Here is a 19,001-nt window from a genome sequence, read left to right as displayed (position 1 = left end):
TGTATGAGCCGGGCCTCGATCGACCTGAACGCCGACCTGGGCGAGGGTTTCGGCCACTGGCGGCTCACCGAGGACGAGCAGTTGCTCTCTGTCGTCACCAGCGCCAATGTGGCCTGCGGCTTCCACGCCGGCGACGCGGCCACCATGCGGCGGGTCTGCGCGCTGGCGGTCGAGCGCGGGGTACGGATCGGCGCGCAGGTCTCCTATCGCGACCTGGCCGGTTTCGGCAGGCGCTCGATGGATGTCCCCGCCGATGAGCTCACCGCCGAGGTCGCCTACCAGATAGGCGCGTTGCAGGTGTTCGCACGGGCGGCCGGTGGGTGCGTCTCGTACGTCAAGCCGCACGGGGCGCTCTACAACCGGGTCGTGCACGACGAGGGCCAGGCCGGGGCGGTCGTGGGGGGCATCCTGCTCACCGGTGAGCGGCTGCCCGTGCTGGGGCTCCCCGGGTCGCGGCTGCACACGGCGGCCGAGCGGTCCGGACTCCCGGTGGTCACCGAGGCGTTCGCGGACCGGGCGTACACGGCGGAGGGCACCCTCGTGCCACGGGGCCAGGAGGGCGCCGTGCTGACCGACCCGGAGACCGTGGTGGCGCAATCCGTCGCCATGGCCGGGTCAGGGGTGGTCACTTCGATGTGCGGCGCGCCGGTCGGAGTCCGCGCCAGGTCGCTGTGTCTGCACGGCGACACTCCGGGGGCCGTGGCCCTGGCCCGCCGGGTGCGCGAGGCGCTTGAGGCGTCCGGGGTCCGTGTGGAGGCCTTCGTATGAGGCTGCTTCCCGTCGGCGAGCGGGCGCTGCTCGTGGAGTTGGACGACGGCACCGAGGCGGCGGCTCTGCACGCCGAACTGCTGCGGCGGCGGGGGGGGGGGCGGGCGGCCCGGCGCGCGGGGGGGGGGGGGGGCGGGGCGGGGGGGGGGGGGGGGGGCCGGGGCGGGGCCCCCCCCCCCGGGCACTCTGCCCGTCGTACGGGAGATCGTGCCCGCGGCGCGGACGGTGCTCATCGACGGTATCGGCGGGAGCGACGGCGCCGGCGACGCGCGGGACCGGCTGGCCGCCGAGCTGCCCGGGTGGGCCGTCGGGCCGCTCACCGCGGGGGCCGGCGCCGTGGTCGAGATCCCGGTGCGCTATGACGGGCCGGACCTGGCCGAGGTCGCGTCGGTGTGGGGCGTGGATGTGCGCGAGGTGGCGGCGATCCATTCGGGGACCGAGTTCCATGTGGCGTTCTGCGGGTTCGCCCCGGGCTTCGGCTATCTGACCGGTCTCGGGGAGCGGTTCACGGTGCCGCGCAGGACGACGCCGCGCACCTCGGTGCCCGCGGGCTCGGTGGCGCTGGCTGGGGCGTACACCGGGGTGTATCCGCGTTCCTCGCCCGGCGGCTGGCAGATCGTGGGGATGACCGAGCTCACCCTGTGGGACCCGGAACGTCAGCCTGCGGCCCTGCTGTCCCCGGGGGCCCGAGTGCGTTTCGTGCCTGTGGCCGGCGGGGCCGCGCGATGAGCGGCGGGACGCTCGCGGTCGTACGGGCCGGCGCCCTGACCACCGTGCAGGACTTGGGGCGGCCCGGGTACGCGCACCTCGGGGTGCCGCGCTCGGGTGCCCTTGACCAGGCCGCGCTGCGGCTGGCGAACCGGCTGGTGGGCAACCCTGAGCAGTCGGCGGCTCTGGAGACCACGCTCACCGGGTGTGCCGTGCGTCCGAGCCTCGCGGTGACCGTGGCCGTCGGTGGCGCGCCCTGCCCGGTCAGCGTGGACGGACGGCCCGTCGCCTGGGGTAATCCGGTACGGGTCGGGGCGGGCGCGCTGCTGGAGGTGGGCGCCGCGGCACGAGGTGTGCGCGGCTATGTGGCGTTCGCCGGGGGTGTCGCGGTGCCTCCGGTGCTGGGCAGCCGCGCGACCGATCTGCTGTCGGGCCTGGGTCCGGCGCCGCTGGCGGACGGCATGGTGCTGCCGCTGGGGACGCCGGCGGGGCCACCGGGCCGGGTGGACGCCGCCCCTTGGCCCTGTCCGCCTTCGGAGCTGGTGCTGCGCGTGCGGTTCGGGCCCCGCGATGACTGGTTCACCCCATCGGCGCTGCGTACGCTGACGCGCCGCGCGTACCGGGTGTCGGCCTTGAGCAACCGGATCGGGCTGCGGACCGACGGTCCGTCGCTCGATCGGGCCGTCCCGGGCGAACTGCCCAGTGAGGGCATGGTTTTGGGGGCGGTCCAGGTGCCGCCGGACGGGCGCCCTGTCGTGTTCCTCGCCGATCATCCGACGACCGGTGGCTATCCGGCGGTCGCGGTGGTCCATGAGGCGGATCTGGGGGCGGCGGCACAGGCCCTGCCCGGCACACCGGTCCGGTTCATCGCATCCGTCACGCCCTGACGCCCATCGCGCCTGTTACTCGCATCCGGCTTGCCGGGTCACTCGCACGGTTTGCGGGCGGTCAGGGCGTCCCGTAGCCGCCACCGCCCGGTGTCCGCACCACCAGCACGTCACCGGCTCCGACCTCGACCGAGTCCACTCCGCGCAGCTCTTCCACGGTGCCGTCGGCGCGTTCCACGGCGTTCGCGCCCCGCTCCCCCGGTTCACCGCCAGCCATCCCGTACGGCGCGACACGGCGGTGGCCGGTCAGCAGCGTCACCGTCATCGGTTCCAGGAAGCGGATGCGCCGCACCACTCCGCAGCCACCGTGCCGGCGCCCCGCGCCGCCGCTGCCCTCGCGCACCGCGAAGGCATCGACGCGCACCGGGTAGCGCCACTCCAGCACCTCGGGGTCGGTGAGACGGGAGTTGGTCATATGGGTCTGGACGGCGTCGGCGCCGTCGAAGCCGTCGCCGGCGCCGGAACCGCTCGCGACGGTCTCGTAGTACTGCACACGGTCGTTGCCGAAAGTGACGTTGTTCATGGTGCCCGAGCCCTCCGCCTGCACTCCGAGTGCGGCGTAGAGCGCCCCGGTGACGGCCTGTGAGGTCTCGACGTTCCCGGCCACGGTCGCGGCCGGATACACCGGGGCGAGCATCGAGCCCTCAGGGACCCGCACTTCGATTGGTTCGAGGCAGCCGCTGTTCAACGGGATGTCGTCGGCGACGAGGGTGCGGAACACGTACAGCACGGCGGCCATCACCACGGAGGTGGGGGCGTTGAAGTTACCGGGCTGCTGGGGTGAGGTGCCGGTGAAGTCGACGACCGCGCTGCGGGCCCGGCGGTCAACGGTCAGCGCGACCTCGATGACCGCTCCCGCGTCGGTCTCATAGCGGTACGAGCCGTCACTCAGCCCGGCGACGATCCGGCGCACCGACTCCTCTGCGTTGTCCCGAACGTGCCGCATGTAGGCCTGGACCACGTCGAGTCCGAACTCGGCGACCATGCGGCCGAGTTCGCTGATGCCCTTCTCGTTGGCGGCGATCTGGGCCCGCAGGTCGGCGAGGTTGGTTTCCGGGTCGCGGGAGGGATGGGCGGCGCCGGTGAGCAGTTCCCTGGTCTCGGTCTCGCGCAGCCCTCCGTCGCGTACGAGGAGCCAGTTGTCGAAGAGGACGCCCTCTTCGGCGATAGTCCGGCTGAAGGCGGGCATGGAGCCGGGGCTGATCCCGCCGATCTCGGCGTGGTGGCCCCGGGACGCCACCAGGAAGAGCAGTTCGGGGGGCTGCTGCCCGCCGGAGCCGCCACGGTCCGAGAACACCGGGGTCACCACCGTCACATCGGGCAGATGGGTGCCCCCGTGATACGGGTCGTTGATCGCGTACACGTCGCCCGGCCGGAGCGCGCCCTCGTTGCGCCGCAGCACCTCCTTGATGGACTCCCCCATCGAGCCCAGGTGGACCGGGATGTGCGGGGCGTTGGCGATGAGGTTGCCCTCGGCGTCGAAGAGCGCGCAGGAGAAGTCGAGGCGCTCCTTGATGTTGACGGAGTGGGCGGTGTTCTCCAGCCGCACGCCCATCTGTTCGGCGATGGCCATGAAGAGGTTGTTGAAGACCTCAAGCAGCACCGGGTCCACATCGGTGCCGACCGCGGTACGGGCGGTCCTGGGCCGCACCCGGGTGAGCAGCAGATGCCCGAGCTCGCCCACGCCCGCCCCCCATCCGGGGTCGAGGACCGTGGTGGCGTCGGCCTCGGCGATGATCGCGGGCCCTTCGACGGTGTCCCCGGGAGCCAGGTCCTCCCTGCGGTACAACGGCGTGCCGGTGTGGCGGCCCGCCGCGAACATGCGCACAGTGGCCCCGGGTTCCGCGCCGGTACCGGCCGCCTCGTCGGCGAGCACCGTGCCATGGGGCCCTACCCTGCCCACCGCCTCCACCGACACCGCTTCCACGACGAGCGGCTTGTCCATGGTGAAGGCGTAGCGCGCCCGGTGCCCCGACTCGAAGGCCTCGCGCATCGCGGCGCCGGTGTCGAGCGGCACGGGCAGAGCCGCGTCCGTTCCGGCGTAGCGGACCAGTACACGGGCGCGGGTGGTGATCGCGTCGTCCGGGATGGCGTCGGCGCGCAACTCGGCCCTCGTACGGTCGGCGAGTTCCTCGCACAGCCGTGTGACACGGCCGGTGGTGGTCTCGTCCAGCGGGGCTTCGACGGACTGCTCGCGCATGGCGGTCGCGTCTGCGAGGCCGATGCCGTACGCGGACAGCACCCCGGCCAGCGGCGGCACGATCACCGTGTCCATGCCCAGGGCGTCGGCCACAGCACAGGCGTGCTGGCCGCCGGCGCCACCGAAGCTGGTGAGGGCGTAGCGGGTGACGTCGTGGCCGCGCTGTACGGAGATCTTCTTGACGGCGTTCGCCATGTTGAGTACGGCGATCTCCAGGAATCCGGCAGCGACCTCCTCGGCGGTCCGCTCGGTACCGGTGGCCTCGGATACCTCGGCTGCCAGGGCGGTGAAGCGCTCCCGGACCACCCGCTCGTCCAGCGGCAGGTCGCCACCGGGGCCGAACACGGCGGGGAAGTGGGCGGGTTGGATACGCCCGAGCATCACATTGGCGTCCGTGACGGTGAGCGGCCCGCCGCGCCGGTAGCAGGCGGGACCGGGGACGGCGCCCGCCGAGTCGGGGCCGACCCGGTAGCGCCGGCCGTCGAAGTGGAGGACCGAGCCGCCGCCCGCCGCGACGGTGTGGATGCTCATCATCGGCGACCGCATCCGCACCCCGGCGACCTGGGTGCCGAGCTCGCGCTCGAACTCCCCCGCGTAGTGCGACACATCGGTGGACGTGCCCCCCATGTCGAAGCCGATGACCCGCCCGGATCCGGCCTGTTCGGAGGTGCGCGCCATACCGACGACACCGCCCGCGGGTCCGGACAGCACGGCGTCCTTGCCGCGGAAGTGCGCCGCCTGGCGCAATCCGCCGTTGGACTGCATGAACATCAGGCGGACATCGCGGAGTTCGGTGGCGACCTCCTCGATGTAACGCCGCAGGATCGGGGAGAGGTAGGCGTCCACGACGGTGGTGTCACCACGCGGCACCAGCTTGATGAGCGGGCTCACCTCATGCGAGCAGCTGACCTGGGTGAAGCCGACACGGTGGGCGGCGTCGGCGAGGGCGGACTCGTGGACGGGGTTGCGGTAGCCGTGCATGAGGACCACTGCGGCACTGGTGAATCCATCACGGCGGGCCGCTTCGAGCTCCCGGACGACCGGGTCCAGGCTCAGCGGTGTCACGACGCTTCCGCGTGCGTCGATCCGTTCGGGGACCTCGATGACCCGGTCGTACACCGCTTCGGGGAGCTGGATGCGGCGGTCGAAGATCCGGGGGCGGTTCTGGTACGCGATACGCAGCGCGTCCCGGAAGCCCTCGGTGACGAGGAGTACGGTCGGCTCACCGCGCCGCTCCAGCAGGGCGTTGGTGGCGACGGTGGTGCCCATCTTGACGGAGCTGACGCGGTCGGCGGGTACGGGGTCGCCGGGTCCGAGCCCGAGGAGTATCCGGATGCCCGCCACGGCGGCGTCGCGGTACTGCCCGGGGTTGTGGGAGAGCAGCTTGCGGGTGACGAGATGCCCGTCGGGCCGCTTGCCCACGATGTCGGTGAACGTCCCGCCACGGTCGACCCAGAACTCCCAGCGCCCGCTCATTCCCTCATTCTGACAAGCGGCGGGCCCGGGGACAGGGAGGCGAGGGCCGAGCTCAGGGCCGTTTCCGCGACTTGGTCGAGCCGGACGCTGGTGCCACGTGCCCAGTGGCGCATCTCCGCACCTGCCAGGCCCAGGAGCTCGGGCAGCAGGTCGGTGCACCGGCGTGCCACCCACGCGGTGCCCGCTGTGGCGAGCCACAGGACCTTGGCGGCGGCGCCGGGGGCGGGCTGCTCGGGCTCGGCTCCGGGCGGGGCGCCGAGGGCGAGTCCCTCGGCTGCCAGCAGCTCGTGGAAGCGGCGGGCGATCATCCGGTGGCCGCGTTCGCCGGGGTGTATCCGGTCCGCGCTCCACAGGGTGCGGTCCTCGACCCAGGCGCTGTCGGCGATATGGAGGTGTATGGCGCCGTAGCGGTCCGAAAGGGCGTGCACGACGGCGTTCACGGCCCACTGGCGCCGGGCGAGCGGGCGGGCGAGGGGGACGGGCAGTGCGAGCATCGTCCCGGGATCCGGCAGACAGGCCGTCAGGATCCGGGTGCCGTGTGCGCTGATCGCGGCGCAGACCCTGTCGTAGCGCATGGCGATGTCGTGGATGTCGAAGGTGTGGCGCAGGGTGTCGTTGACTCCGACGACGACGGAGGCGATATCGGGCGCGCAGGCGAGAGCCACGGGTGTCTGGTGTTCGTCGACATCGCGGGTCAGGGCCCCGCTGACGGCGAAGTTGTGGAACTCGGCGGTTCGGCCGGGCTCTCCGAGCCCCTGAGCCAGCAGTGCGGCCCAGCCCCGCCAGGCCCCGTCGACCCGGTCGCCGACACCCTCGGTGAGCGAGTCGCCGAGGGCGGCGAAGCGGGACGGGCGCAGCGGCTGCCTGGTCATACCGCCACCTCCGGATGACCGGGTATGGGTGTGGCGCGGGCGTCATGGGCCTCCAGGAACGCGGTCACCGCGCGATCCCAGCCGAAGAGTTCCGCCCGGGCGCGGGCCGCCTCGCGACGGGTCGGCTCCGGGCGCGACAGCACCTCTCGTACCGCTCCGGCGAAGGCCCGGGCCGTGTCGGGTGCCGCTGCGCCCGCGTCGCCGACGACCTCGGGGAGGGCGGAGGACGCACTGGCGACCACCGGCGTCCCGCAGGCCAGGGCCTCCAGGGCGGACAGGCCGAAGGTCTCGGCCGGCCCTGGGGCCAGGCAGATGTCCGCAGCCGCCTGGAGATCGGCCAGCTCCTCCGGGTCGGAGACATGGCCCAGGAAGCGGACCGGAAGCCGTGACTCCTCGGCGCGCCGGGTCAGACTGCCGCGCAGCGGCCCCTCCCCCGCCACGACCAGTGCCGCCCGCACCCCGTGTCCGCGCAGCGCGGCCAGGGTGTCCAGCGCCAGCCCCGGGCACTTCTCGACGGACAGTCGGGAGCACATCAGCAGCAGGACGCCGGCGCCCTCCGCGTAACGTGCGCGCAGCACCTCGCTGTGCCGGGCCGGGCGGCAGCGGTCCAGATCCACACCGAGCGGAGCGCGCACCACATTGCGGGCGCCGACGCGGACGAACTCCCGCTCCGCCCACTCGGTCGTGCACACGATCCGCGCGTACGACCAGGCGCTGCGGCGGTTGAGCCGGTCCGCGGCCCGCACGGCGAACGCACCCGGGACGCCCCAGGTGCGCAGCACACCGTCGGCGGTCTCGTGGGAGACCATCACCGACGGGATACGGCGGCGGCGCGCCCACTCCCCGGTCCACCGCAGGGTGGTCCGGTCGGAGACCTCAAGACGGTCGGGCGCGAGCTCGTCCAGGAGGGCGCTGAGTCGGGCGCGGCCCGCGAGTACGCGATAGCCGCCGGTGCCGGGCAGTTCAGGGCCGGGGAGCGTGATGACCCGGCCCTGCGAGGTCATGGTGTCGCTCGGCGCCTCGCCGGGCATGACGAGCACGGGCTCGTGCCCGGCGGCCAGATAGCCCCTGCCGAGCTCACGGAGCGCGGTCCGCAGTCCGCCCGAGGTGGGGGTCACGAAGTTCGCGAGCCGGACGATACGCAGGCCCTCGACGCCGTCCGCGCGTCTGCTTCCACTCATGCCGCCACCGCCGTCCGTTCGCGCAGCACCTCGTCGTAATGCCCGATGAGCTGGTCACCGACCGCGGCCCAGGTGCGGCCTGCGACGGCGGCCCTGGCGACGTGCCCGTAGGCCTCCCGCCGCGCGGGCTCGGCGGCGAGTACCGCCACCGCCCGGGTCATCGCCCCCGTGTCGCGCGGCGGCACGAGCAGCCCGGTACGGCCGTGGTCGACCAGGTCCAGGGGTCCTCCGGCAGCCGGGGCGATCACCGGCACCCCGCTGGCCATGGCCTCCTGCACGGTCTGGCAGAAGGTCTCGTACGGTCCCGTGTGTGCGAACACGTCGAAGGAGGCGAAGATGCGCGCCAGGTCGGCTCCGGTGCGCCGGCCCATGAACAGGGCGCCCGGGAGGGCTTCGCGCAGCGAAGGCCCACTCGGGCCGTCGCCGACCACCACGACGCGCACTCCCGGCAGCCCGCAGGTACCGGCGAGAAGTTCGACGCACTTCTCCGGGGCGAGACGGCCGACGTATCCGACGATGGTCTCGCCGTTCGGGGCGATTTCCCGGCGCAGTGCCTCGTCACGCAGCTCGGGCCGGAACCGCACGGTGTCCACCCCGCGCGGCCACAGCCGTACGCGGGGAACTCCGTGCTCTTCCAGGTCGCGCAGCGCGGCCGTGGACGGGGCGAGGGTGCGGTCGGCGGCGGTGTGCACGGTGCGGATGCGCCGCCACGCGGTGCTCTCGCCGGCACCCATGTATGTGCGCGCGTAGCCGGCGAGGTCCGTCTGGTAGACCGCGACTGCGGGCAGTCCGAGCCTCGCCGCCACGCCCATTCCGCGGACTCCGAGCACGAAGGGGCTGGCGAGATGGACGACATCGGCCCTGTGCGCGGTGAGGGCGGCGGCCAGCCGTCGGCTGGGCAGGGCCACGCGGACCTGCGGATAGCCGGGCAGCGGCAGGGAGGGCACGCGCACCACCGGGCACGGGGCGTCGGTGCCGGGCCCGGCGACGGCCGGGGCGATGACGAGGGGATCATGACCGCGGTCGGCGAGGTGCCGGGCGGTCTGCAGGGCGCAGTGCGCCACACCGTTGACGTCGGGCGGGAAGGATTCGGTCACGATGACGACACGCATAAGGGTGTTGTCGTCGCACCGGGGGTGGTGCGGCCAACGTGGATGTTGCCGTGCGGGGAACGTCCTATGAGCTTTTGTGCCACGCCCGGAAGGCAGGCCGTCCGTGGGACGCGCCGGCGACCTCCCCGCGAGGTTCCCTGCCCGGCGGCCTGACGGACCGGCGGGCCGCCCCGGACTGCCCGCTCGCCCGTCCGCGCCCGTTGCGGCCTGGCACTAGGTGTATTGATCACGAGCGTTGTTGACACTCGTGAGCAATACACCCAGTGCTGTGGCCGGATAGGTTTGCCGGGAAGCTCGCGGCGTCCGGTGCGGTATATCGCAAGGCGGTGGGGGTCCCCCCGCCGAAGGCAGGGGGAGATCGCCCTCGTACTGGATGTACTCGGGTGATTCGACAACGCAGCGAGGTGCCGTGCAGGACGTCGCGAGCCGGTGAACCTATCCGGTCACAGCACTAGGGCCACTACAGCAGCGGGGTGTCCCCGATCCGGCTGCGGACCGCGGTCTGCACTTCGGCCTCCTCCGCGGGATCCGCGGCAAGCCTGCGCAGTCGCTCCGCGACCCGGGCGTCGCCGGTCTCGGCGTGCAGGGCGGCGATCTCCCTGGTGGTCTCCTCGCAGTCCCAGAGGCATTCGACGGCGAAGCCTGTGGCGAAGGAGGGGTCGGTCGCGGCGAGGGCGCGTGCCGTCTGGCCGCGAAGATGGGATGAGGCGGTCTCGCGGTAGACATGGCGCAGCACGGGGGCCGCGGCGTCGATGCCCAGCCGCCCGGCGCCGTCGACGAGTGTCCAGAGCAGACGCGCGTCGGGCCCCTGGGCGCGAACCGTTTCACGGAGCGCGCCGAGGACGAGCCCGGCATCCTGAGCGCCGCCGCGGCAAGCCAGCACGCCTGCGGCTGTGTCTCCGAGCGCGTCTGGCCGTTGGACCCAGCGGCGCGCACGGTCGACGGCGGCCTCGCCGCACATCCGCTCGAAGGCGTGCAGGGCTGCCTCGGCGACGGTACGGGACGGATCAGCCGCCGCGGCCTCGACAAGGTCCAGCACGGCGGGATCCCGTGACTCGGCCAGGTAGTGCAGTGCGGTGCAGCGTGCCCCGTCGGGTCCGCTGCGCGCCGCCTCGATGATCACATCGCGGTCCTCGGAACCGGCGACCGCACCAAGACAGCGGGACGCGGGCAGGAACAGTTGGACCCCGCGCTCCAGGCCCTGTTCGGCATACTCGAAGACGGCTTGCACGCTCCAGCCGGGGCGCGGTCCGGAGGGCCTGAGCTGGCGCTGCCAGCGGTCGAAGGATCCACGTTCTCGCGCGGCCCTCACCCGGGCGCCGACGGCGTCCCTCGGGTCCTCCGCCCACAACCGCCAGGGACGGGGCTCGAAGGCGTCCCGCACGGCGGCTGCCAGCTCGGCATCACCCTCCGGAGTGGCGGGGAAGCGAGCCAGGACCGGTAGGGCGAGCGAGCGCAGTCCGCTGTCGTCGTCGCGCAGGGCGAGCTCATCGAGCGCCCAGGCCCAGTTGGAGCCCGATACGGCATAGCGCCGCAGCAGGTCCAGCGCGTCGTCCCGGCCGTACGAGGCCAGGTGCCCGAGCACCGCGAGGGCCAGCCCGGTCCTCGTCTCGTCCGTGTCGAGGTGGTCGTCCACCTGGAGCAGATGGGCCTCGATGGCTTCGAGACCGCCGTCCAGGTCCAGGTAGAGGCGCGCGTAGTACAGGGAGCGGTTCTCCACCTGCCAGTCGTGGCGGGGGTCGCTCAGCACACAGTGGTTCAGGGCCTTGAGGGCCTCGGCGCGGGGCGCGGCGAGGGCGTGCAGTGTGCCGTCGCCGCGACCTCTCTGGAGCAGGCCGAGGAGGGTGCCGCTCGGCGCTATGACTGGTTCGAACATGGGAAAGTGCCTCACATCAAGCTGTCGACGCAACCGGGGGTGTGTTCGCCTAGGCCGCGCGGCAACATGATCGGCTACCCGTCGTCTTCCGCTTGATGAAGTCCATCTTCCTCTGCCTCTCGTCGGTGGCCCCCAGCGGGCCCGACGTCATGATGACCCAGCCGTTCCGCCACCGCGACCACATTTACGGCAACGCTCTCACCTGGGCTTCCGTACCTGTTCACCGGACGGAGAACGGTTCCGATGAGGCTCTCTTCCCCAACTTCCGCGCGGTAACCGCGATGGGCGGACTTCCTGCCTCCGGATCGTCTCCGAACGAGTGAATCGTCAGGGTACTGCCCGTGGCGCGGCATGGCTGCACTCGTGCACGGCAAAGATCAACAGGCTGCGGGCAACCACCCGGCGTAAGCCACTCGGGTGAAAAAAGCTCGATTTCACCCATTTGCAGCTTTTATCACATGCATACTTCCTGTGAGGCTGGAAGAACTCATGGTGACCGTCCCCATCATCCAGGAGAGCACCTCATGATCCTTTCCATCTCAGGCGTCGTACTGCTGGGAATCATCGTCTTCCTCTTCTTCAAGAAGGACGGGCTGAAGGCGTCCCACATGCTGGTTTCCGCACTCTTCGGCTTCTATCTCGCGGGCACGGCCATCGCGCCGAGCATCACGGCGGGCGGCGCCAGCCTCGCCGGCCTCCTGGGCGGGATCAAGTTCTGACCTCCCCGCACGACCGCACCGACAGCTCAAGAAGCAGGAGAATCACGTGGCCCGGCGACCACTCCCCCGCATCCCACTCGGCGGCGCCGATCGGATCGCCCGCAGTCGAGAGTTCGCGAGGACGGCCGCCGACAACGCCACCGACGTCCTCCACCCCCTCATCACGATCAGCCGCGGTCTGCGGCTGCTGGCCGTCGCCGGGCGGCGCAAGTGGGCCGGCACGCCCAAGGACCGGCGTGGCCCCACCCTGTTCCTGGCGGCGGCCTGCCTGCTCGTGGTGGTGCTCCTCCCCTACGGCCCCCTGCTCGGCCTGATCACGGTGATGGGCGTGGCGGGGTGGACAGGACGTCAGCGCGTCCCGGTGAAGACCGGTCCGGACGAGGCGGAGCTGGGGCGCCTGAAGGCGCTCTACGAGGCACTCGTTCCGCACTTCGCGGTCCCGGAGGACCCCAGCCCCCTGTTCGCCCACGGCGGTGAGTGGTCGAAGGCGTTCAGCGACCACGCCTTCGACGCCAACGGTCGGCTGACCCGGCTCAAGGTGCGCTACCCGGCCTATTTCCCCGATGGCGAGCCCGCGGCGCGCGAACGGATCGAGCAGCTGCTGCACGCCAAGTCGGGGCGCGGTCGCGAGTACCTCTTCGTCTGGGACGAGGAGAACAACCACCTCGTGATGAGCGTGCTGCCGCCGCTCCCCACCACCATCGCCGCCCAGCCTTTCGTCACCGCACCCGGTGAGACGGTGCTGGGCTTCACCGACCCGGGCGCCGTACCGCGGACGGTGCCGGTGGTGGACGCGGGAGCCGAACCGGGCGCCGGCGGCGACGCCACCGGCGACGGGCGGAGGAACGCACCGCCGGTGGTGTGGCGCACCGGACCGCGCTCGACGGAGCCCCACCTGCTCGCCGTCGGCCTGCCCGGCAGCGGCACATCCACACTGCTGCGGTCCATCGCGCTCCAAGCGCTGCCGCACGGCGACGTGCTGATCGTCGACGGCAGCGGCACCGGCGAATACACCTGCCTGGCCGGGCGCAGGGGCGTACTGGCCGTCGAATGCGGGCTGTCGGGGGCGCTGGCGAGCCTGGAGTGGGCCGCGCACGAGACGGAGCGCCGGCTCATCTCCGCGAACCGGGCCCGCCAGTCGGGGCACCAGGCCCCCGAGGACACCCGCAGGCCGCTGTGGATCCTGGTCGACCGGCCGAGCGCCTTCGGCCATCTCGCGGCGGCGGACGGGCGGCAGGACCCCCAGCAACTCCTTGAGGTGCCGCTGCGGCACGGGCGGGCGGCGTCGGTGACTGTGGTGGTGGCCGAGCAGTCCGACGGCGGTCTCGGCGCCCTGTCGGAACCGGTGCTCGGTCACACCAGGGCCAGGGTGGCCCTGGGACCCATGGCACCCGCGCTCATCGAATCCGTGCTCGGTGCGCCCGCGCATACGACTCCGACCGACTCGGTGCCGCCGGGGCGGGGGTACGCCCGGCTGGGCACGGGCGGGGTACTGCGGCTTCAGGTACCGGCGACACCGGATCCGTTCGACGAGTCCGCGAGGGAGGGGGAGCGGCGGGCGGTGCGCGCCTTGCTCCCGGAGCGCGAGGGCTCCGCGGCCGGGGAGCCCGGGCTCCCCGAGCCCCCCGAGGTGCCCGTCCCGGCCGTGGAGACCGCGCAAGGGTAGGCCCCGTTTCACGGGGTGCGGGCACCCGGTGGTGCCCTGTTGCACTGGGCGCGGCGTGTCCGGTGTTCCGCACCCCGCTGAGGTGCCCGGTGCTGGGTGATCGGGGTTGCCGCACCCGGTGGTGCCGCGTTGCACGGGGTGGCCAGGTGTCGCGGTGTTCCGCACCCGGCACGGGCAACCCCGACCACCCAGCCCGGCCGGCGTTTGAAGCCGGACACTCCGGCCCACCGCACGGGGTGCGGAACACCGCGACACCCCGGCACCCCCCGGGCAACGGGACTCTCCGGGGCGCGGGCGACACCCCGGCACCCCGTGCCCCGTGCGACGGGGCCTCACGCCACGAACGTCCTCGGGGTCTCCGTGCCGGCCGAGGCTCCCGTTTCGACCAGATGGGCGGCTGCCGCGAGGCGTGCCGCCGCCTCGTCGGCGAGAGGGCCGGCGACCGTGAAGGGGAGGCGGACATAGCCCTCGAAGGCGCCGTCGACACCGAACCGCGGGCCCGAAGGCACACGGATACCCACACGTTCGCCGACCTCCGCCAGCCTGGAGCCGGACAGGCCGCCCGCGCGCGCCCAGAGGGTCAGCCCGCCCCGGGGGACCTCGAACTCCCAGTGCGGCAGCTCCCGTCGCACCGCGGCCACCAGCGCGTCGCGGTTCTCCCTGGCCTGGGCGCGGCGGATCGCCACCGCCGACTCCCAGCCCCCGGTCCGCATCAGCCAGTTGACGCCGAGCTGCTCCAGTACCGGGGTGCCGAGGTCAGCGTAGGCGCGCGCCGCCACCAGCGAGCGGATGACCTCGGGAGCCGCCCGGACCCAGCCGATGCGCATCCCCGCCCAGAAGGCCTTGCTGGCCGAGCCCACCGTGATCACCGTGGAACCCGCCGCGTCGAAGGCGCAGACCGGCCTCGGCAGTTCAAGCTCCGCGTCGAGGCGGAGCTCGGCCATGGTCTCGTCCACGACCAGCACCGTCCCCGCCGACCGCGCCGCGTCCACGAGTCGGCGCCGCTGGTCCTCGTCGGCCAGTGCCCCCGTCGGGTTGTGGAAGTCGGCGACCACGTAGGCGAGCCGTGGTGCCGCGTCCCGCAGCACCTGGCGCCAGCGGGCCATGTCCCAGCCTGCCAGGCCCTCGCCCATGGCGACCGGTACCAGCCGGGCCCCGGCCTCGCGCATCAGCTGGAGGATGTTGGCGTAGGAGGGTGACTCGACGGCGACGCGCTCCCCGCGGCCCGCGAACAGATGGCAGATCGCGTCCATGGCGCCCATCGCACCCGTTGTGACCATGATCTGCTCGGGCATCGTCGGGATACCGCTTGCGGTGTAGCGGTCCGCGATGGTCTGACGCAGCACGGGCAGACCCGCCGGATAGTCACCGTGGGTGTGCGCGTACGGCGGCAGTTCCTCCAGCGCCCCCTGGACGCTCCGGGTGAGCCAGGGCTCGGGCGCGGGCAGGGCGGCGCAGCCCAGGTCGATCATCGATCCGAGCGACTCGGGCGGCAGCGGTTCCAGGCCTCGTGCGGGCAGCGGGTTGCCCGCGGGGACGGCCGTCCAGCTCCCCGCGCCCCTGCGGGATTCGAGGAACCCCTCGGTCCGCAGCTCCTCGTACGCCGCCGCCACCGTCGTACGGCTCACGGCGAGCGACAGCGCGAGCTCGCGTTCGGCGGGGAGCCGGGCCGCCACGGGCACCCGGCCTTCGAGCACCAGCAGCCGGATGCCGTCAGCGAGCGCGCGATAGGCGGGCGGCTTTCGGGCGCCGGGGCCCGTCGGGCGCGACTGCTGCGCGTTGAGCTGCCGAGCCAACTGCGCCGCGCCTACAGCCGAAGTCCACTGGGCCATGGAAGTCAGTCCACCTTCCGTCGATTGGCCATGGATGGCCTGGGATACCCAGCCACAGAGTGTCATGAGCCAGTCCACTCTCACCACCCAGGGACGGAAATGTCGACCAGCAGCACGGGCACCCGGCGCATTCCGCGACGGCTGATCCAGCTCTACACCGGGCTCACGCTGTACGGCGTGAGCTCCGCACTGCTCATCCGGGGCGGTTTGGGACTGGAGCCCTGGGGTGTGCTGCACCAGGGAGTGGCCGAGCGGACCGGGCTCACCATCGGGGTCGTCACGATCATCCTCGGGGCCGTAGTGCTGCTTCTGTGGATCCCGATGCGCCAGAAGCCCGGACTCGGCACGGTCTCCAACGTCTTCGTCATCGGGATCGCCATGGACGCCGCCCTGGCGGTCGTCCCCGACGCGCACGGGCTCGCGGTGCGGGTCCCGGTGACGGCCGCCGGGATCGTCCTCAACGGTGCCGCGACGGGTCTCTACATCTCCGCCCGCTTCGGGCCGGGACCACGCGACGGGCTGATGACCGGTCTGCACCGGCTCACCGGCCGGTCGATCCGCCTTGTCCGCACGGCCATCGAGATCACGGTGGTCGGCACCGGCTTCCTGCTCGGCGGAACGGTCGGTGCCGGCACCCTGGTCTACGCCCTGGCCATCGGACCGCTCGCTCAGTTCTTCCTGAGGGTGTTCGCGATACCGGGTGCGGGAAGCGGCGGACGGAGGACCGGCCGGGTAGTGGCCAAGACGACATCGGCGGACGTCGCTGAGCAGGTCATACTGCCCAGGTGACACGCGTACAGCAGCCCGGGCACCCGTATCTGGACCATCCCTCCCCCATTCCGTTCGCGCATCGCGGCGGAACCGCCGACGGGTTGGAGAACACCGCCGCCGCGTTCCGCCGGGCCGCGGCGACCGGCTACCGCTACTTCGAGACGGATGTGCACACGACCGCCGACGGAAAGCTGGTGGCCTTCCACGACGCGACACTGGACCGCGTCACGGACACCCGGGGCCGGATCGCGGAGCTGCCCTGGAGCGAGGTGAGCCGGGCCAGGGTCGCGGGCAAGGAGCCGCTGCCGCTCTTCGAGGACCTGCTGGACGAGTTCCCCCAGGCCCGCTGGAACGTGGACATCAAGGCCGAGGGAGCCCTGGAGCCGCTGATCGAGCTGGTCCGCCGCAGGGACGCCTGGGACCGGATCTGCGTCGGTTCGTTCTCGGAGCGCCGGGTGGCTCTGGCGTACCGGCTCGCGGGACCGCGGCTGGCGACTTCGTACGGGGTACGAGGGGTGCTGGGCCTGCGGCTGCGCTCCCTGGGGATCCCGGCCGCGGTCCGTACCGGCGCGGTCTGCGTCCAGGTCCCCGAAGTGCAGAGCGGTGTAAGGATCGTGGACCGGCGCTTCGTCAGGGAAGCCCATGCGCGCGGGCTCCAGGTGCATGTCTGGACGGTCAATGACGCCGGCCGGATGGCCACCCTTCTGGACACAGGAGTGGATGGCATCATGACCGACGATCTGGAGACCCTGCGTACGGTGCTCAGCGACCGAGGAGTCTGGCACTGAGCGGCCGTGGGCTGTGGCGCATCTCCGTCAGCACAAGCGTGGAGGTGCCCAGTGGCCCTTGAGACAGAGGACCCGACCGCCGGAAGAGGCAACGGCGACCGCCGGTACGAGCAGCGCGGGTGGTACTTCTACGACTTCGCCTGCTCCGTCTATTCGACGAGCGTGGTGACGGTCTTCCTGGGCCCCTACCTCACCGCGGTGGCCAAGGCTGCGGCGGACGCGGAGGGCCGTGTCCACCCGCTGGGCATCCCGGTCCCGGCCGGATCGCTCTTCGCCTACGCCATCTCGGCGTCGGTGGTGATCTCCGTGCTGCTCATGCCGCTGGTCGGTGCGCTCGCCGACCGCACGGGACGCAAGAAGCCGCTGCTCGCCGCCTGCGCGTACATAGGCGCGACGGCCACGGCGGGGATGTTCTTCCTGGACGGCGACCGCTATCTCCTGGGTACCGTCCTGCTGATCGTGGCCAACGCCTCGCTCTCGGTCTCGATGGTGCTCTACAACGCATATCTGCCGCAGATCGCCGAGCCCGACGAACGTGACACGGTGTCATCCCGCGGCTGGGCCTTCGGCTACACGTCCGGTGCGTTCGTCCTTGTCGCGGACCTGGCTCTGTTCACGGGGCACGAGTCGTTCGGCCTCTCGGAGTCGGAGGCGGTGCGCGTCTGCCTCGCCACGGCGGGGCTGTGGTGGGGCGCGTTCACCGTCATTCCGCTGCGTCGGCTGCGGGACCGGGCGCTGGCACCCTCCGAGGGGGACGCTCCGGCCGAAGGCGCGGTGGGCTCCGGCTGGCGGCAGCTGATCGCGACCCTGCGCGATATGCGCCGGCATCCGCTGACTCTGGCGTTCCTGCTCGCGTACCTCCTCTACAACGACGGTGTGCAGACCGTGATCTCCCAGGCGTCGATCTACGGCTCCGAGGAGCTGCGCCTGGACCAGACGACGCTGATCACGGCAGTACTGCTGGTGCAGGTGCTGGCGGTGGTCGGGGCGCTGGGCATGGGGCGGCTCGCCAGGACGTATGGGGCCAAGCGCACCATCCTCGCCTCGCTGGTGGTCTGGGTGCTGATCCTCGGGCTCGGCTACTTCCTGCCGGCGCGGACCCCAGGCTGGTTCTACGTGCTCGGGGCGGCGATCGGGCTGGTACTCGGCGGCACACAGGCGCTGTCGCGCTCGCTGTTCTCACATCTGGTGCCGCGCGGCAAGGAGGCCGAGTACTTCTCGGCGTACGAGATGAGCGACCGGGGGCTGAGCTGGCTGGGGCCGCTGGTGTTCGGCCTGACGTTCCATATCACGGGCAGCTACCGCGACTCGATCATCTCGTTGGTGATCTTCTTCGCGCTCGGATTCATCGTGCTCGCGCGGGTGCCGGTGCGCCGCGCCGTGGCCGAAGCGGGGAACCCGGTTCCGAAGCGGATTTAGACGTTGAAGTGAAAGGCCGGTAGTGTACGCCTTTGGCCTGCCAGGCGGACCGTTACTGCGCGCTGAATTCCCCAGAACGCTGGGTGACACTTTCTGCCAGATGTGACAAACCGGGCACTGGTGGGTACAACAAGGGGCGGCACGACGGGCAACGATGCATGGACCGGAACGGACATGCGCGGGAATCTTTACCGCCGACCGGACGTTGACCGGATGACGACGACAGCGACACCTGTCCTGTGGGCGACAAGCCCGGGAGGCACGATTCATGAGTGAGCGAGCTCTTCGCGGCACGCGCCTCGTGGTGACCAGCTACGAGACCGACCGCGGCATCGATCTGGCCCCGCGCCAGGCGGTGGAGTACGCATGCCAGAACGGACATCGTTTCGAGATGCCGTTCTCGGTTGAGGCGGAGATTCCGCCGGAGTGGGAGTGCAAGGCGTGTGGCGCCCAGGCACTCCTGGTGGACGGGGAAGGCCCCGAGGAGAAGAAGGGCAAGCCCGCGCGTACGCACTGGGACATGCTGATGGAGCGGCGTACACGTGAGGAGCTGGAGGAGGTGCTGGCCGAGCGGCTGGCGGTCCTGCGCTCCGGGGCTATGAACATCGCGGTGCACCCGCGTGACAGCCGGAAGTCCGCCTGAGGACTTCCGCGCACGCGCACGCATCACCACGTACGGGGCACGTACGAACCGAAGCCGCGGGCTGCCGCACACGATCTGTGTGC

General features: G+C 71.9%; 15 protein-coding genes and 1 pseudogene. 10 read left to right on the top strand and 6 right to left on the bottom strand.

What is annotated here, in order from left to right; all coding sequences use genetic code 11:
• The first annotated feature begins 3 nt into the window (after positions 1–3).
• The 3 genes and pseudogenes from ACFWI9_RS14290 (at position 4) to ACFWI9_RS14280 (ending at position 2,363) form a co-directional block, all read left to right on the top strand.
• Positions 4–768 carry a LamB/YcsF family protein gene (locus ACFWI9_RS14290; RefSeq protein WP_387161805.1) on the top strand — a complete coding sequence of 255 codons (765 nt, stop codon included), beginning with the start codon at positions 4–6 and terminating at the stop codon, positions 766–768.
• Positions 765–1,497 (top strand): annotated as a pseudogene (locus ACFWI9_RS14285) (allophanate hydrolase subunit 1). Before ACFWI9_RS14290 ends, ACFWI9_RS14285 begins: the two are co-directional and overlap by 4 nt.
• Positions 1,494–2,363, top strand: coding sequence for a biotin-dependent carboxyltransferase family protein (locus ACFWI9_RS14280; RefSeq protein ID WP_387161803.1), 870 nt, complete (start codon positions 1,494–1,496; stop codon positions 2,361–2,363). Before ACFWI9_RS14285 ends, ACFWI9_RS14280 begins: the two are co-directional and overlap by 4 nt.
• A 61-nt stretch (positions 2,364–2,424) precedes the next feature.
• Here ACFWI9_RS14280 and ACFWI9_RS14275 read toward each other — a convergent pair whose 3' ends face one another.
• From ACFWI9_RS14275 to ACFWI9_RS14255, 5 genes are all read right to left on the bottom strand, one after another.
• Positions 2,425–6,039 (bottom strand): hydantoinase B/oxoprolinase family protein, encoded by a 3,615-nt coding sequence (locus ACFWI9_RS14275; RefSeq protein WP_387161800.1) that lies wholly within the window; start codon positions 6,037–6,039, stop codon positions 2,425–2,427.
• Positions 6,036–6,911: an SGNH/GDSL hydrolase family protein gene (locus ACFWI9_RS14270; RefSeq protein WP_387161799.1), complete on the bottom strand. Its 876-nt coding sequence runs from the start codon at positions 6,909–6,911 to the stop codon at positions 6,036–6,038. The genes ACFWI9_RS14275 and ACFWI9_RS14270 overlap by 4 nt, the downstream gene beginning before the upstream one ends.
• Entirely contained in the window at positions 6,908–8,092 is a 1,185-nt protein-coding gene (locus ACFWI9_RS14265) for a glycosyltransferase (protein ID WP_387161797.1), read from the bottom strand. Before ACFWI9_RS14265 ends, ACFWI9_RS14270 begins: the two co-directional genes overlap by 4 nt.
• Positions 8,089–9,204: a glycosyltransferase family 4 protein gene (locus ACFWI9_RS14260; RefSeq protein WP_387161796.1), complete on the bottom strand. Its 1,116-nt coding sequence runs from the start codon at positions 9,202–9,204 to the stop codon at positions 8,089–8,091. Before ACFWI9_RS14260 ends, ACFWI9_RS14265 begins: the two co-directional genes overlap by 4 nt.
• 460 nt (positions 9,205–9,664) lie before the next feature.
• Complete coding sequence (locus ACFWI9_RS14255; RefSeq protein ID WP_387161794.1) at positions 9,665–11,080, bottom strand: HEAT repeat domain-containing protein; 1,416 nt, start codon at positions 11,078–11,080, stop codon at positions 9,665–9,667.
• A gap of 95 nt (positions 11,081–11,175) precedes the next feature.
• Here ACFWI9_RS14255 and ACFWI9_RS14250 point away from each other — a divergent pair, with 95 nt between their 5' ends.
• The 3 genes from ACFWI9_RS14250 (at position 11,176) to ACFWI9_RS14240 (ending at position 13,465) form a co-directional block, all read left to right on the top strand.
• On the top strand, positions 11,176–11,403 hold the full coding sequence (locus tag ACFWI9_RS14250; RefSeq protein WP_387161793.1) for a hypothetical protein: 228 nt from the start codon (positions 11,176–11,178) through the stop codon (positions 11,401–11,403).
• A 201-nt stretch (positions 11,404–11,604) separates the two neighbouring features.
• Positions 11,605–11,799, top strand: a complete 195-nt coding sequence (locus tag ACFWI9_RS14245; RefSeq protein ID WP_387161792.1) for a hypothetical protein — start codon at positions 11,605–11,607, stop codon at positions 11,797–11,799.
• Positions 11,800–11,845: 46 nt separating this feature from the next.
• Positions 11,846–13,465: a hypothetical protein gene (locus tag ACFWI9_RS14240; RefSeq protein WP_387161790.1), complete on the top strand. Its 1,620-nt coding sequence runs from the start codon at positions 11,846–11,848 to the stop codon at positions 13,463–13,465.
• A 332-nt stretch (positions 13,466–13,797) separates the two neighbouring features.
• On the opposite strand, the gene ACFWI9_RS14235 is transcribed toward ACFWI9_RS14240, so the two are convergent.
• On the bottom strand, positions 13,798–15,297 hold the full coding sequence (locus ACFWI9_RS14235; protein ID WP_387161789.1) for a PLP-dependent aminotransferase family protein: 1,500 nt from the start codon (positions 15,295–15,297) through the stop codon (positions 13,798–13,800).
• 99 nt (positions 15,298–15,396) lie between these two features.
• Here ACFWI9_RS14235 and ACFWI9_RS14230 point away from each other — a divergent pair, with 99 nt between their 5' ends.
• The 4 genes from ACFWI9_RS14230 to ACFWI9_RS14215 all read left to right on the top strand — a co-directional run bounded on the left by ACFWI9_RS14230 (position 15,397) and on the right by ACFWI9_RS14215 (position 18,918).
• The gene (locus ACFWI9_RS14230; protein WP_387161787.1) at positions 15,397–16,086 is read left to right on the top strand and encodes a YitT family protein; all 690 of its coding nucleotides are present in this window, start codon (positions 15,397–15,399) and stop codon (positions 16,084–16,086) included.
• Entirely contained in the window at positions 16,083–16,856 is a 774-nt protein-coding gene (locus ACFWI9_RS14225; RefSeq protein ID WP_387161786.1) for a glycerophosphodiester phosphodiesterase, read from the top strand. The genes ACFWI9_RS14230 and ACFWI9_RS14225 overlap by 4 nt, the downstream gene beginning before the upstream one ends.
• Before the next feature lie 51 nt (positions 16,857–16,907).
• Positions 16,908–18,275: an MFS transporter gene (locus tag ACFWI9_RS14220; RefSeq protein ID WP_387161785.1), complete on the top strand. Its 1,368-nt coding sequence runs from the start codon at positions 16,908–16,910 to the stop codon at positions 18,273–18,275.
• A 268-nt stretch (positions 18,276–18,543) separates the two neighbouring features.
• Positions 18,544–18,918, top strand: coding sequence for an RNA polymerase-binding protein RbpA (locus ACFWI9_RS14215; RefSeq protein ID WP_030757047.1), 375 nt, complete (start codon positions 18,544–18,546; stop codon positions 18,916–18,918).
• Positions 18,919–19,001 lie beyond the last annotated feature (83 nt).

Origin of the sequence: Streptomyces sp. NPDC127084 (assembly GCF_042724175.1) — a bacterium.
GTDB lineage: Bacteria > Actinomycetota > Actinomycetes > Streptomycetales > Streptomycetaceae > Streptomyces.
Note: the sequence above shows the minus strand (reverse complement) of the source record. Positions and strands in the feature narration are given on the sequence as shown.